12 protein-coding genes are annotated in these 13690 nt (G+C 61.7%); all 12 read right to left on the reverse strand.

The window, feature by feature from the left end; translation table 11 throughout:
- Positions 1–5 precede the first annotated feature (5 nt).
- The gene (locus tag ACLRGI_RS16755) at positions 6–2024 is read right to left on the reverse strand and encodes a helix-turn-helix transcriptional regulator (protein WP_419202693.1); all 2019 of its coding nucleotides are present in this window, start codon (positions 2022–2024) and stop codon (positions 6–8) included.
- 95 nt (positions 2025–2119) lie between these two features.
- Positions 2120–2515, reverse strand: coding sequence for an FKBP-type peptidyl-prolyl cis-trans isomerase (locus ACLRGI_RS16760; RefSeq protein ID WP_419202694.1), 396 nt, complete (start codon positions 2513–2515; stop codon positions 2120–2122).
- A gap of 68 nt (positions 2516–2583) precedes the next feature.
- On the reverse strand, positions 2584–3516 hold the full coding sequence (locus tag ACLRGI_RS16765) for an FKBP-type peptidyl-prolyl cis-trans isomerase (RefSeq protein ID WP_419202695.1): 933 nt from the start codon (positions 3514–3516) through the stop codon (positions 2584–2586).
- A gap of 128 nt (positions 3517–3644) precedes the next feature.
- Positions 3645–5009 carry a Pup--protein ligase gene (pafA, locus tag ACLRGI_RS16770; RefSeq protein ID WP_419202696.1) on the reverse strand — a complete coding sequence of 455 codons (1365 nt, stop codon included), beginning with the start codon at positions 5007–5009 and terminating at the stop codon, positions 3645–3647.
- Between the two features lies 1 nt (position 5010).
- A complete protein-coding gene (gene prcA, locus ACLRGI_RS16775; RefSeq protein WP_419202697.1) occupies positions 5011–5718 on the reverse strand; it encodes a proteasome subunit alpha in 708 nt (235 codons plus the stop codon).
- A gap of 2 nt (positions 5719–5720) precedes the next feature.
- Positions 5721–6530 carry a proteasome subunit beta gene (gene prcB, locus ACLRGI_RS16780; protein ID WP_419202698.1) on the reverse strand — a complete coding sequence of 270 codons (810 nt, stop codon included), beginning with the start codon at positions 6528–6530 and terminating at the stop codon, positions 5721–5723.
- A gap of 79 nt (positions 6531–6609) precedes the next feature.
- Positions 6610–6813, reverse strand: a complete 204-nt coding sequence (locus tag ACLRGI_RS16785) for a ubiquitin-like protein Pup (protein WP_024816739.1) — start codon at positions 6811–6813, stop codon at positions 6610–6612.
- Between the two features lie 118 nt (positions 6814–6931).
- On the reverse strand, positions 6932–8551 hold the full coding sequence (dop, locus tag ACLRGI_RS16790; protein ID WP_419202750.1) for a depupylase/deamidase Dop: 1620 nt from the start codon (positions 8549–8551) through the stop codon (positions 6932–6934).
- Positions 8552–8601: 50 nt separating this feature from the next.
- Positions 8602–10410 carry a proteasome ATPase gene (gene arc / locus ACLRGI_RS16795; protein ID WP_419202699.1) on the reverse strand — a complete coding sequence of 603 codons (1809 nt, stop codon included), beginning with the start codon at positions 10408–10410 and terminating at the stop codon, positions 8602–8604.
- Between the two features lie 97 nt (positions 10411–10507).
- Positions 10508–11572 carry a tRNA (adenine-N1)-methyltransferase gene (locus tag ACLRGI_RS16800; RefSeq protein WP_419202700.1) on the reverse strand — a complete coding sequence of 355 codons (1065 nt, stop codon included), beginning with the start codon at positions 11570–11572 and terminating at the stop codon, positions 10508–10510.
- Between the two features lie 117 nt (positions 11573–11689).
- The gene (locus tag ACLRGI_RS16805; RefSeq protein ID WP_419202701.1) at positions 11690–12856 is read right to left on the reverse strand and encodes a site-2 protease family protein; all 1167 of its coding nucleotides are present in this window, start codon (positions 12854–12856) and stop codon (positions 11690–11692) included.
- Positions 12857–13669: an HAD family hydrolase gene (locus ACLRGI_RS16810; RefSeq protein ID WP_419202702.1), complete on the reverse strand. Its 813-nt coding sequence runs from the start codon at positions 13667–13669 to the stop codon at positions 12857–12859.
- Between the last annotated feature and the right edge of the window lie 21 nt (positions 13670–13690).

The raw sequence follows: 13690 nt of genomic DNA on the forward strand, positions 1-13690 counted from the left end.
GTAGTCTAGCCAGCCTTGGTGCCGGAAGGTGAGCCATACTGCCCGATCGCCGCGTCAACCCATGCACGGGTTTCCTCTCGCAGGTCCCGGGGATCCAAAATCCGAACAGAACCCCCATGCTGTGAAACGAACATCGGCAGCCACCCTGGGTCACCAAACCGCACTTCGGCGAGCAGGCCGCCGTCGGACAACCGGGCGGTTCGCTCGGCGTAGTAGTCGTCAGCCAGTCCCGCGCCCTGACGGGTCAGTTGGAGGACCACCAGCACGTCATCATCGCTGGGCGTGAACAACCGGGCAGGAAAATCCTGCCCGGCAGTTGCCGCTGTGGACACAGCCCGGCCGTTGGGCGCCAATGTCTCTACCCTGTCCAGTCGGAAGTTCCTGATTCCCGCCTTACTGTGGCAGTACGCCTCGAAGTACCAGGTATTATCCAGCGAGTAGAGCCTCAAGGGGTCCACGTCACGCTCAGTCACTTCATCGCGTTGCAGCGAGAAGTAACTGAGCCGCAACTGCCGGCCCTCCCGGATCGCTTGAGTAATGGCTGCAAAGGCCTGGGATTGTTCAGGCGCTACCGACTGGCCGGACACTGAACCCGCCAGTCGTGCAGCCTGCCCGGCAGCACCTGTCAGCTTGATGGTGACCGATTCCAGTGCGTTTCCGGACTCATCTTCCGCCATTCCGGCCAGCGCCGGCAGGTCCCCAAGCATGGCCAGGCCAGTCAGCAACGCTGCGGCTTCGTCTTCGCTGAAACGTACCGGACGATTCAAATCGAGATGTTCGGAGATGTACACGTGATCGTTCTCCCACTGGATGTCCAATAGGTCGTCCGGGTAGCCCTCGGGCAGGCCTGAACAGATGAGGATCTTGAGGTCATCGATCAGCGCCTTGCGGCTGATGCCAAAGTGATCAGCCACCTGTTGGATGTGCAGGCCCTGGTGGTGGACCAGGAACGGAACCAGTTGCAGCATCCTGGCCAGTTGGTCTTCGGACGTGCGCTTTCGTGCCCGGACAGCGCGCCCGGCTTCAGGAAATTCAATGGGCACAAGCGGTACGTCATCAAAGTCTGCGGCAGCTTTGAGCCGGCGTACGACGGCGGCGCGTAGTTCTGCGGGGCCCGCCACTTTGACGTGGGGGCCGTAGGATGCCAACTCCTCGGCCAGTTGCTCGGGATCCCGGAAGTCCACCGTTACGCGGTCGCGTTGGCGCTCCTCCGGGGATGCTTCGACGGAGACGGCCCTTTTGCGCAAGGCAAGCAACTTGCCCTTGTCCACGTCCAGGGTTGCCTGTTGGAGGGGAAGTTCATTGAGGGCGTCCAGCTCTGCCCGGGCGTTGAAACCTTCGGGTGGTTGGAAGCTGCTTGTGGTGACGACGCTGACCGCGGTGGTCATACGCGAGAGCCTGAAGAGTCTTTTGGCGCCCCTCCCCCGGTCAAAACCCACGAGGTACCACTGACCGAAGCGGCTGCCCAGTCCCCACGGCTCCACTTCGCGGACTTCTTCCCGTCCTGTACTGACCGCCAGGTAGCCGAAGCGGACCGGATTCCTCCCGTGCATAGCCGTAACGACGTCGTCGAAGGCTTGTCCTGCAGGTTTGATCCGGGGCTGAACCCCCGCGGGGAGGTCCACCTCGATGAAGCCTCCTGCGGCCTGCAGCTTACGGACGGCGTTGGCCGCTGCCGTTCCCAGCGCAGCGCGTTCCCACAGCTGTGCAGCGAGCAACAGCACCGTGCTCTCCGCAGGCGTCAAGCTCACGTCAGGAAGCCGGTTGGAGTCCTTGCCGATACGGTAACGCGTCGAGGCGGGATCGTCTGCGCCGAAACTGCGGGGATCCATCAAGGTCTCGATCTCGAAGCCAAACTGCTTGAGATCCACTTTGTCGCGCTCGAACATCCGCCCAAAGGCGACGTCACTCTCGGCTGAATCGTGATAAACCTTTTCGCGCAGCACGGCACGGGAAAGGCCAACTTTGGTATTGAGCAAAGCCAGGAGAAGGTTCAGGAGACGTTCAGTGCGGGATGCGGACACGCTTGCTACGTTACTAAAAACCAGCGTGAAAGCGGCAAGGCGCGTCACCAACCAGTAAAAACGGATGGTAACGCGCCTTGTGGGAAGCAGAAGTCCTAGCGCACAGCCACGAGGTCGACAACGAAGATCAAGGCCTCGTTGGGCTGGATTGCTGCACCTGCGCCACGTGAGCCGTAGGCGAGTTCCGAGGGGATCTCCAGGCGGCGGCGGCCGCCCACCTTCATGCCCAGCAGGCCCTGGTCCCAGCCCTGGATGACCTGGCCGACGCCGACGCGGAAGTCGAGCGGAGCGCCGCGACCCCAGGAAGCGTCGAATTCCTCGCCCGTGGACCAGGCAACGCCCACGTAGTGGGTGGACACGGTGTCGCCGACCTTGGCCTCGGGGCCGGAGCCCTCAATCAGGTCCGTGATCACGAGATCCGTGGGGACATCGCCTTCCGGGAAGTCGATTTCAGGCTTGGTGCGGTCGAAGTCACGCTGACCGAATGACATGGTTGCTCCTTAGTGAGGGGGACGAAGGGATTTTCAGGAACCAGCTTAGCGAGAACCCGGGCGGGGTCTTACTTCTTGCCGGTGATCTCCACGACGAAGACCAGCGGGCCCGCAGGTTTACCCTGGGCAGCGGCGTTTGCACCATAGGCGAGATCCGTGGGGATGGTCAGGAGAACCTTAGATCCCACCTTCTGTCCAGTGAGGCCAAGCGTCCAGCCCTTGATGACCTGGTTCAGGCCAAACGTAGCGGCCTTTCCGCGGTCATAGCTGGAGTCGAACTTGGTGCTGTCTTCCCAGCGCCAGCCGGTGTAGTTTGCATCGATCGTGTCAGAGTTTTTCAGCTCCTCGCCGGAGCCCTCGGAGAGCACCCTGACCGAAAGGCCGGCAGGAACGTCGGTCTTGGGGATCTCCACAGAAGGTACGCCCTTGTCATCAAAGGTCACCTTGGGAAGCTTGCCGTCTTTATCCAGCTGATCGGTCTCTTCCTTGCTCAACAGACCGGGGGCGTCCTTGGCGGAGGCGATCTTGAAGACCACCAGTTGGGTGGATGCAGGTGCCGTGGCTGAGGAGTTGCCTGGAGCGGCAATAGCTACATGGCTTCCTACTTTGGCGCCGATGATGGCGTCGAAGATCAGTTCATTGCCGGTCTTCATCTGCTCGGAGAGCTCGATAGGCTGGGGTCCCTGCGTGTAACCGTCCTCAAGCGTCTTGCCATCGGTGCCATCTACTGCGACGAAGACGAGGTCTGCGATTTGACCCATCTTGACGGGGTCTCCGTCACCTTCGCTGACAACCTTGACGGTGGGTCCGGTCACAGCCAGGGGCTTGGAAAATTCGATGCCCGGGGCTTTGTCATTGCCGTTGTCCGTCACCTTCAGGGAGTCGAGCTTGGAGACGTCACCCACTGATTTGCTGGTGGGCTCGGCGGCCGGAGTGCTTTCCCCACCGCAGGCGGTAATGAGCAGCAGGGCGGGGAGGAGAATTGCTAGGAGTCGGCGCACAAAAAGACACTTTCGTCGGGGCAAAGGGACACTCGGAAAGGCGCGTAGCGCATCCAAGCAGGGTGGATCTCGGGAAGAGACCACTATCCAGAATAGCCCGCGAAGCTGGGAGCCAGCTTAAAAGCCCGTCACCCCATGGAGTCCAGCAAGGCATCAACACGTTCGTCGACGCTCCGGAACGGATCTTTGCAGAGGATCGTTTGGTGCGCGCGGTCGTTGAGTTTCAGGTGCACCCAGTCCACGGTGTAGTCGCGGCCAAGCTCCTGCGCTCTCCGTACGAAGTCTCCCCGCAGCTTGGCGCGGGTCGTCTGGGGCGGTGCGTCCACGGCGTCCTTGACCTCTGTTTCGGTGACCAGCCTGCGTGCTGCGCCGCGCGCCTGCAAGAGGAAAAAGATGCCGCGCTTCCGGGAGATGTCGTGGTAAGTGAGGTCCAGTTGGGCAATGCGCGGTGAATCCAGGCTGAGGTCATGGCGGCGCATGTAGCCGTCCATGAGCTTCTTCTTGATGGCCCAATCCACTTCGGTGTCGATGGTGCTGGTGTCGCCGCTCTCGATCGCATTCAGGGTCCGCTCCCACAAGTCCAGGATGAGAGGTACGTGGGCGTTGTGCGCACCGTTCGTGGCCACGAAGTCCGTGACCTTGTTGAGGTACTCACGCTGGATATCAAGTGCGGTGAGTTGCCGTCCGTTCGCCAGGCGGACCAGTGCCCGCCCAGTGAGGTCGTGGGAAATTTCGCGGATGCTGCGGATGGGGTTCTCCATGCGCATGTCACGCATGATCACGCCGGCCTCGATCATGCGGAGGATGAGGTCAACGGTGCCTACCTTGAGCAGGGCGGAGGTTTCCGACATGTTGGAGTCGCCCACGATCACGTGGAGGCGGCGGTAGAACTCTGCGTCCGCGTGGGGCTCGTCCCGGGTGTTGATGATGGGCCTGGAGCGGGTAGTCGCCGACGACACGCCTTCCCAGATATGGTCGGCGCGCTGGGAGAAAGCGAAGGTGGCACCATGCGGGGTCTTCAATACCTTGCCGGCGCCGGCGATCAGCTGCCGGGTGACCAGGAACGGAATCAGTATCTCGGCAAGGCGGGAAAACTCTCCTCGACGCGGTATGAGGTAGTTCTCGTGGCTGCCGTAGGAGTTCCCCGCCGAATCCGTGTTGTTCTTGAAAAGGTAAACGGTGCCATTGAAGCCCTCCGCCGCGAGCCTTGCCTGTGCCTCGTCCACGAGGTCGTCCAGGATGAGCTCGCCTGCCCTGTCGTGGGCGATGAGTTGGGCGAGGTCGTCGCACTCGGCCGTGGCGTACTCAGGGTGGGAGCCCACATCAAGGTACAGCCGTGAACCGTTGGTAAGGAAAACGTTGGAAGACCTGCCCCAACTGACCACTTTGCGGAACAGGTACCGGGCAACTTCCTCAGGAGCCAACGGACGTGAATCCGGACTGGAGTAGGAGATTCCGAATTCCGTCTCGATGCCAAATATCCGTTTATCCATCTCAGCTCTCCTCTGTGAGCAACCGGGTCATGTCATCCGGCAACAGCCGCCGGAACGCCCTGCGGGATCCGCGGTTGCTCTCCGAGGCGCGGTACAGCACCGCGGCTTCAACGGCGGTAGCGGGCAGTTCTTCGACTTCCTTGTTGGTGGCCAAGGCATGCAGTGCCAACCGCATGGCCCCCGCCAAACTGAGCTCCGCCTCCCAAGCCCCGCTGACGACGTCGGAAATTTGATCCGCAAGCCCGCCCATGACCACGAAGCCGTTCTCATCGGCAATGGATCCATCGAAGGTCAGCCGGTACAGGTGGTCCTGCTCCTGCGTGGAGCCGACCTCGGCCACGGCCAACTCCACCTCGAACGGCTTCTGCTCGGCCGTGAACACCGCTCCAAGGCTCTGCGCGTAAACGCTGGCAAGGCCGCGCGCGGTCACGTCCTCGCGATCATAGGAGTATCCGCGGACGTCGGCGTACCGAACCCCGGCTTGCCTAAGGCTTTCAAATTCGTTGTACTTGCCCACCGCTGCGAAAGCGATTTTGTCGTAGATTTCGCCGATCTTGTGCAAGGAAGGTGAAGGGTTTTCGGCGATCAGCGCGATGCCATCAGCGCAGCTGATGACCACTACGGAACGTCCGCGTGCGATGCCCTTCCGTGCGAAATCCGCACGGTCCTTCATCAGCTGCTCGGGAGAGACGTAGAACTGCTGGGTCATGTTCAGGCCTCCCGTCCGGCGGCAGCGCGCGATTCAACGATGGCACCGGCTATCGCGGCCAGGTCCCGTTCAGGGACTCGACGGTTGCCGGAGCGGTTTACGGTATACACCACCGGCCACAGTTGACGGACGGGGTCAGGGCCGCCCGTGGCGGAGTCGTCGTCCGCGGCGTCATAGAGCGCCTCTACGGCAACTGCCACGGCGCTCTCTTCAGACAAGTTCGGCTTCCACAGTTTCTTCAGGGCCCCGCGCGCGAACACGGAACCGGAACCAACGGAATGATGCTCCTGCTCTTCGTAACGGCCGCCCGTGACGTCATAGGAGAACAATCGGCCCACACCGGAGACGTGGTCGAAGCCTGCAAACAATGGAATGACCGCCATCCCCTGCATAGCCATGGGCAGGTTTCCGCGAATCATGGCGCCCAAGCGGTTGGCCTTGCCCACGAGGCTGAGGAGGGTGCCCTCTATCTTTTCGTAGTGCTCCAACTCGACTTGGAAAAGCCGTGTGATGTCGATTGCCAAGCCCGCGGTCCCGGCGATGCCCAGGACCGAGTACTCGTCAGCCGGAAAAACCTTCTCGATGTGCCGGCTGGCGATGATGTTTCCCATGGTGGCCCGGCGATCCCCGGCCATCAGCACGCCCCCGGCGTAGGTCAAAGCCACGATGGTGGTGGCATGCGGGGAGGACGGGACCGTGCCGGCGGGTAACGATTGATTGAACGGAAGGAGTTCGGGACGCGAGCGTTGAAGATGCTCCGTGAAAGAAGACGTTGCCTGGGTGGCCAGGGGGCCGGTTGATGGGTCCTGCATTGCTGCACTCCTTCGACTCTGCATTCCGATGCCCGGCGGCCTCACGCCGACCGGGCAGTACATCCTCTGGCGGGTCCGCCTACTGGCCGCCCTTTTGGACAAACGCCCTGACGAACTCTTCGGCGTTGGATTCGAGAACGCCGTCAATTTCGTCGAGGAGGTCATCCACACCCTGCGTCGCGTCCGAGGCCTGCGCCTCCGGGGCCGCCGGTGGTGCTTCCGGTACGTCCACTTCGGTCTCGGTTTCCCGTGACTGCGGTTGCTGTTGCTCCTGTGCTGCCATTTTCTTCTCCCTACTGTCAGTCTCCTGAAAACGGAGACTTCCTAATGCCATATTGCCACGCTGACCGGTGCTGCGGATGGCTTTGGCCAAGCACGAATGTTCCTGCGGCGTGCAACCCTCAACTCCTGGCCGGTGGCGGGGCCTGACCCAACAATTCGGCCAAGAATGTGGCGGCGTCCGTGTGGCGGTCAAAGAGGGCGCCGGTTAGCGCTTGCGTACCCCTCAAGGGCTCTCGTGTAGGCACCCGCTGCAGTTTCCCCAGCCCCGGAACATCGAAGATCACCGAGTCCCAACTGGCACCAACAACATCCTTGCCAAACCTGGAAACGCACCGGCCGCGGAAGTACGCGCGCGTATCCGACGGCGGTTCGGTTACCGCCCGGGTGATGTCGCCGTCGTCGACGATGCGCCTCATCCGGTCCCTTGAGAGCATCCTGTAGTAGAGGCCTTTCTCGGGCCGAATGTCGGACCACTGAAGATCCACCAAGCCGAGCCTGGCGTCGTCCCACGCCAATCCGTCGCGGTTTCGGTAACCTTCCAACAGGGATTTCTTGGCCACCCACTCCACCGACGAGGCAGCAGCATCAGGATCGGTGCCGAGAGTTGTCAGGGTGGATTCCCAGTGAGACAGGACCTGGTGGGTATGACCGTCTCCGGTCACTGAATCCGCCACCCCGGTCTCCTGGGCCAGCTTGGCGGCCGCCTCGTAATACATCCACTGAAGATCGAGGGCGGTCACCCGCCTTCCGTCCAGAAGCCTGACCGTGACGGCCAATGTGGTGTCGTGGCTGACGGCTTGGAGCGCCTGCACCGGCTCGTGGATCTCGATCCTCGGCGCCTGTCCTGCCTCAATGAGGCTCAGGACCATGGCCGTGGTTCCGAACTTCAGGAAATTGGAGGCTTGGCTGAGGTTGGCGTCCCCAATAATCACGTGGAGGCGGCGGTACTTGTCCGCCGTAGCATGAGGCTCGTCCCTCGTGTTGATGATGGGGCGCCGGATGGTTGTCTCCAGGCCCACCTCTGCTTCGAAGAAGTCCGCCCGTTGACTGATCTGATAGCCGGGCGTTGAGCTGTCCTGCCCTATCCCAACCCTCCCCGCACCGCAGATGACTTGGCGCGAGACGAAGAAAGGAGTCAATCCACGGATGATGTCCCCGAACGGCACCGACCGCGGCATGAGGTAGTTCTCATGCGAGCCGTAGGACACGGACTTGTTATCGGTGTTGTTCTTGTAGAGGTTGATCGGCGGAAGCGCGGTATCGGAGGCGACCTTCCGGACGGTGGCCAATGCCACCAGGTCACCGGCGGCATCCCATGCCACGGCATCGCGTGGGTTGGTGACCTCGGGGCTGGAGTACTCAGGATGCGCATGGTCAACGTAAAGGCGGGCGCCATTGCCGAGGACCATGTTCATCAGCAGGGAACCGGATTCGTCCGCGCCGTCGAGTTCCAATTCCTGGCGGCCATAGGCCAGTGCGACAGCTTCGGCGTCGAGCACTGGCGGCTGGTCCGTCAACTGGCTGGGATCTGCCGCTGCCCTATCCACCGTCCAACCCCGGGCATCGTGCAGCGGTTCCTCGTCCGTGTAATCCCACCGCGTCTCCGCCCCGCCGGCTGCCCGTTGCCGGGTGACGGTTGCGTACGCCTGGATGATTCTGGCGGACATCATGGTGGCGTTGGCTCCCGGCGCTGACGGCGCATGGATCCCATATTCAGTTTCCGAGCCCATGACGCGCATGGCGCCGCCTGCGGGAAGCTTCTCTGCGGGTGAACCCTCGGGCTTTGCTGTCACAGGTATTGACCCGTGTTGGCGGTGGTTTCGATGGACTTTCCAGGCTCCTGCCCTGCCTTGCCCTGAACGATGGTTCGGATGTAGGTGATCCTTTCGCCCTTCTTGCCCGAAATCCTCGCCCAGTCATCCGGGTTGGTGGTGTTCGGCATGTCCTCGTGCTCGCGGAATTCATCCACAACGGCCCGAAGCAGGTGATCGATCCGAAGACCCTTTTGTTGGGTGGTCAGCAAATCCTTGATGGCGTATTTCTTGGCGCGGTCCACGACGTTCTGGACCACGGCGCCGGAGTTGAAGTCCTTGAAGTACAGCATCTCTGTATCGCCGTTGGCGTAGGTAACTTCGAGGTACTCGTTGGACTTCTCAGTGGAGTACATGGCCTCCACCGTGCGCTGGACCATGGCATCCACTGTGGCCTGAACGTCGCCGCCATACTCCGCCAAATCCTGGGGGTGGAAAGGCAGGTCGGTGGTGATGTACTTCGCGAAGATATCGGCCGCGGCTTCGGCGTCGGGTCGTTGAATCTTGACCTTCACGTCGAGGCGGCCGGGGCGAAGGATGGCGGGATCGATCATGTCCTCACGGTTCGAGGCACCAATGACGATCACGTTATCCAAGCGCTCCACGCCATCGATCTCACTGAGCAGCTGCGGAACGATGGTGGTTTCGACGTCGGACGAGACACCTGTACCCCGGGTGCGGAACAGAGAGTCCATTTCGTCGAAAAAGACCACCACGGGGCTGCCATCCGAGGCTTTCTCACGGGCACGGGAGAAGATCAGGCGGATATGCCGTTCGGTCTCACCCACGTACTTGTCCAGGAGCTCGGGACCCTTGATGTTCAGGAAGTAGCTCTTGAGATCGGTATTGCCGGCTCGTTCAGCAGCCCGTGCAGCGAGGGAATTCGCCACTGCTTTGGCAATGAGGGTCTTGCCGCAACCCGGAGGTCCGTAAAGCAAAATGCCTTTGGGGGCCTTCAGCCCGTGCTCGCGGTAGAGGTCCGGATGGAGGAATGGCAGCTCCACGGCGTCGCGGATCTGTTCAATCTGCGGGCCAAGGCCACCGATATCCTGGTAAGTGATGTCCGGGACTTCTTCCAGTACGAGGTTCTCCACCTCTGCGCGAGGGACTTTTTCCAGTGCGTAGCCCGTCCGTGAATCGAGCGACAACGCATCGCCCACTTTCAGATGAACGCTTTGGAGTGCCCCGGACAACCGGACCACGCGCTCTTCGTCGGCGCGGCCAACCACAAGCGCCCGGTCCCTGCCCAGCCTTTCCTTGAGGGTGACCAGTTCGCCGGCACGTTCGTAGCCGAGTCCTGCCACCACCAGCAGTGCCTCGTTGAGCAGGACTTCCTGTCCGACGGCGAGCTGGTTGAGGTTCACGAGCGGGCTGACACCCACACGCATTTTCCGGCCGGCATTGAAAATATCCACGGACTCTTCGGTGGCGGCCTGCCCTGAGCTGCCGGCGGCCGGCTGCTTCCGTGGGTTGATCTGCACCACGGTACCGAAGCTGTAAGGAGGCTGGCCCTCCTGCTCCAGGGCGCCCTTCAAGCGAAGAATTTCAGCCTTCGCCGTTTCCAGCATGCTGACAAGTTTGCTGTTGTTCTGGGTTGCGGCTGCCAACTGGCGGTCGATGTGGCGAAGCTTGTCCCGAAGGATGTTGATCTGCCGTTCCGCAACAGTCAGTTCACTCGAGGTCTCCGGCGGTTGAACAGCGCCAAGCCCCCGGCTTGCCGTATTCTCCGCTGCGTCGTTTGCATCTTCCGGCGTCGGCCGTCCAAGGTCGTTGTTTGACGTATCCACGATTCATCAGCCCCTTCCTGCGCTTAACAAGACCTTAGTCCCGAAAAGCTCAGGGTGCTTGGTGACATTCGGAATGCGAACCCTATTGTGACCTTTGTCAGTTTGTGACTGAAGGATCATCCTGAACGTTGGTCCCGGCGATTGCATCACGTGCTGCACGACGCAGTTTCTTGTCAGACACGGAGCGCTCCCCCACTGCTGCGGGGGTCCACGCATTGAGGTCTTCCTCGCTGAATTCGGTCTTGGAAGGCCGACGCTTCACCGAGATTCCGGTGACGCCATCGGCGAGACGCCGGGTAACCAGCAGGAATCCGGTGTGGGCCACCATCCGGTGGTCCGGCCGGACCGCAAGGCCTTCAAGGTGCCAGCCGCGAACCATCGACTCCCAAGCATCCGGCTCTGTGAATCGGCCATCAGCACGGATTGCTTCGGCGGTGCGGGACAATTGCGTGACGGTTGCCACGTAGTTGATCCAGACGCCGCCGGGCGCCAGGACAGTGGCAACAGCGTCCAAGCACTCCCATGGAGCGAGCATGTCCAGCACCACCCGGTCTACCGAACCCGGGGCCTCGGCCTTGACTACCTCTTCCTGGAAATCACCCAGGGAGATCTGCCATGCGGGATGGGGGCCACCGAAGATAGTCTCAACGTTTCCCCTGGCAATGTCCGCGAACTCTTCGCGGCGCTCGAAGGAGTGGAGGTAGCCGCCGTCGCCGACTGCGCGCAGCAGAGAGATGGAGAGGGCTCCGGAGCCCACTCCGGCTTCCACAACCCGTGCGCCCGGGAAGATATCCGCCATGGTGACAATCTGGCCGGCATCCTTGGGATAAACCACTGCCGCACCACGAGGCATGGAAAGAACGAAGTCAGAGAGCAGCGGCCGCAACGTCTGGTACTGCTGGCCCACGTTGTTGCTGACCACCGAGCCATCCACCTTGCCGATGATTTCATCATGGTTCAGGAAGCCGCGGTGTGTATGGAAAGCACCGCCCACTTCCAAGGTGATGGTGTTCATGCGCCCGCGCTCGTCTGTGAGCTGGACCCGTTCGCCCACACGGAACGGCCCGCGGCGTCGTGCAGCACCGGTGGGCTGAACGGCCGGTCCGGTGGCTGGCTCTTCAGTGCCTGTGCTTGCTGCGGGGGCGGCGGTTTCGCTGCTCATGTGGTGTTCCTCGCTCCTGTACGGCTGGGCCGCAATGTGTGACCGGCTGGTGGGCGCCAAAAAATCGCTGGGTCTCTTTTGTATAACCGCAGGCATGCAACTCTACCGGCAAGGCAGTCAGGCGCGCCCGCTCCTGCGTGCTTCCTTACCTGTTATGGCCGTCACTACGGCCTGCTGGCGAAGAAGCCCGGTGACGATTCCGTTGTGGTCAACCACAGCGTATTCGCCGCCCTCCAGGCGAGCCAGGTACTGGATCAATTCCTGACCCTTGGACCATTCAGGGACGTAGGCTCCGGCGGCCAGGGCGTGCGCCACCGCGGTAACGGGCGTCGTCGTCGCAGCTGCGGCGGGCACACCGAGCGTTGCGCCGTGATCCACCACTCCCTGAGGTTTGCCGTCCGGACCGCAAATCACGACGGCGGGACTTCCGGCCGGTGAAATGTCCAGGACGTCTGCCACTGTGGCCGAATTCGGTACGCCCACTGCAGGCTCTGCCAGGCCGGCGGCGCTCACGAGGTAGAGACGGCTGCGGAGCTTCGCGTGATGGATGGAACTCGAGGCGCCCATCCAGAGGAAACCACACACGAGGACGGTGATCACAACAAAGGTGAGATCCGGCCATGCGCCGCTGATCAGTGGCAGGCCGATAAACCAAATGACCAGCACTACGACGATGACCCGTCCCGACCATCCTGCGGCGATGGTGCCCTTGTCCTGGCTGCCGGTCGCTTTCCATACAGCCGACTCCACCAATCGGCCACCATCCAGTGGCATCCCCGGAAGAATGTTGAAGATGCCGATCAGGAGGTTTGCCCGCATCAGGATGTCGCCCAGGGTGGCTGCTACCCCGGTGAGCAGGTCGGCGGACATTACAGCCCACATGACCGCGGCTACGACGAAGTTGGAAATGGGGCCGGCCAAGGCGACAAGGACCGACCTGCCCGGCGAAGCCGTGAAGTTCTCGAATTGCGTATGTCCGCCCCAAAGATTGAGCACGATCTTTTCGGTGGGCCATTTGAAGGCTTTTGCACTGAGCGCGTGCGCAAGTTCATGGATCAGCACAGAAATGGCGAGCAACAGGGCAATGCACAGAGCCACCAAGTATGCCCAGTTATGCAGATAGGGCATGTAGTCCATCAGTACCGGGCCGTAAACGAACACGGTAAAGGCTGCGATGACAAACCATGAATATGCCAGATAAACGGGTATACCGGCGATTCGTCCCAGAGGAATGCCGTCCCGCTTTTTGCTGTGTGAGTGATGCGGTGTGGAGGGACTGCTCACCTAGCTGGCCCCTTCAAGCAGGTTTGCTGCGGCGAAGCGGTCCGCCACAAGCTGCTGGAGATCCGGTATGGTACGACCCACCAGAGTGGGCCACATGATCATTCGAGGGTCTTCCGGGAGGGGTACCTGATGGGGAATTCCTACCGTGACCACGCCTGACGCGATGGCGGCTGTGGCACCTGGGACGGAGTCCTCCAAGGCAACACAGTGGTCAATCGTTACGGACGGGTCCTCAACCCGGAGCCGTTCCACGGCGGTGAGGTAGGCCTCCGGGTGCGGCTTCCCGTTGGTCACCGTATCGCCGGTCACCATGAACTCGAAGTAGGGTTTGGGAAGGCTCTCCACCACAACGCCAGCGAGGGGGCCTTCGGACATGGTCACGAGGGCGCAGCGGATGCCTTCCGTGTGGAGTTCGTCCAGTAGTTCGCGGGCGCCGGGGCGCCACGGCACTTCTTTGCGGACCCGTTCGATGACTTGTGCACTCAGGGTGTCCACGATTTCACGCGCCTCAAGCCTGACGCCTGCGGCCTGCAGGACAGCTGCGGAGTGGAGTAACGACTGACCCACCAATTGCATGGCCTGCTGATGGGACCAGGTGCCGCCATGGGATTCCACCAACGCGCGCTCGGCGGCTATCCAGTAGGGCTCGGTGTCCACGAGTGTGCCATCCATATCCCAGAGCACGGCTTTGAGGAGGGGCTGGCTGGGTAACGAATGCATGGTTTCCAGTCTACGTGGAACATTGCGGGCGGCCGTTCGCCTGTTCCGCTGTGCGCGAATACCGGACACGCTTCGGCGTGAAATGCCATGCATCCACAAGGGTCTTGGACGTAG

Source organism: Paenarthrobacter sp. PPS72 (genome assembly GCF_048537125.1).
Taxonomy (GTDB): Bacteria; Actinomycetota; Actinomycetes; order Actinomycetales; family Micrococcaceae; genus Arthrobacter; species Arthrobacter nitroguajacolicus_E.

Bases quoted from the DNA above. Each gene is read 5' to 3' on its own strand.
- prcA (WP_419202697.1), bottom strand. From the start codon at position 5,718: ATGACCCAGCAGTTCTACGTCTCTCCCGAGCAGCTGATGAAGGACCGT.
- ACLRGI_RS16800 (WP_419202700.1), bottom strand. From the start codon at position 11,572: ATGAGCAGCGAAACCGCCGCCCCCGCAGCAAGCACAGGCACTGAAGAG.
- ACLRGI_RS16785 (WP_024816739.1), bottom strand. From the start codon at position 6,813: ATGGCAGCACAGGAGCAACAGCAACCGCAGTCACGGGAAACCGAGACC.
- pafA (WP_419202696.1), bottom strand. From the start codon at position 5,009: ATGGATAAACGGATATTTGGCATCGAGACGGAATTCGGAATCTCCTAC.
- dop (WP_419202750.1), bottom strand. From the start codon at position 8,551: ATGCGCGTCATGGGCTCGGAAACTGAATATGGGATCCATGCGCCGTCA.
- ACLRGI_RS16760 (WP_419202694.1), bottom strand. From the start codon at position 2,515: ATGTCATTCGGTCAGCGTGACTTCGACCGCACCAAGCCTGAAATCGAC.
- ACLRGI_RS16810 (WP_419202702.1), bottom strand. From the start codon at position 13,669: ATGCATGGCATTTCACGCCGAAGCGTGTCCGGTATTCGCGCACAGCGG.
- prcB (WP_419202698.1), bottom strand. From the start codon at position 6,530: ATGCAGGACCCATCAACCGGCCCCCTGGCCACCCAGGCAACGTCTTCT.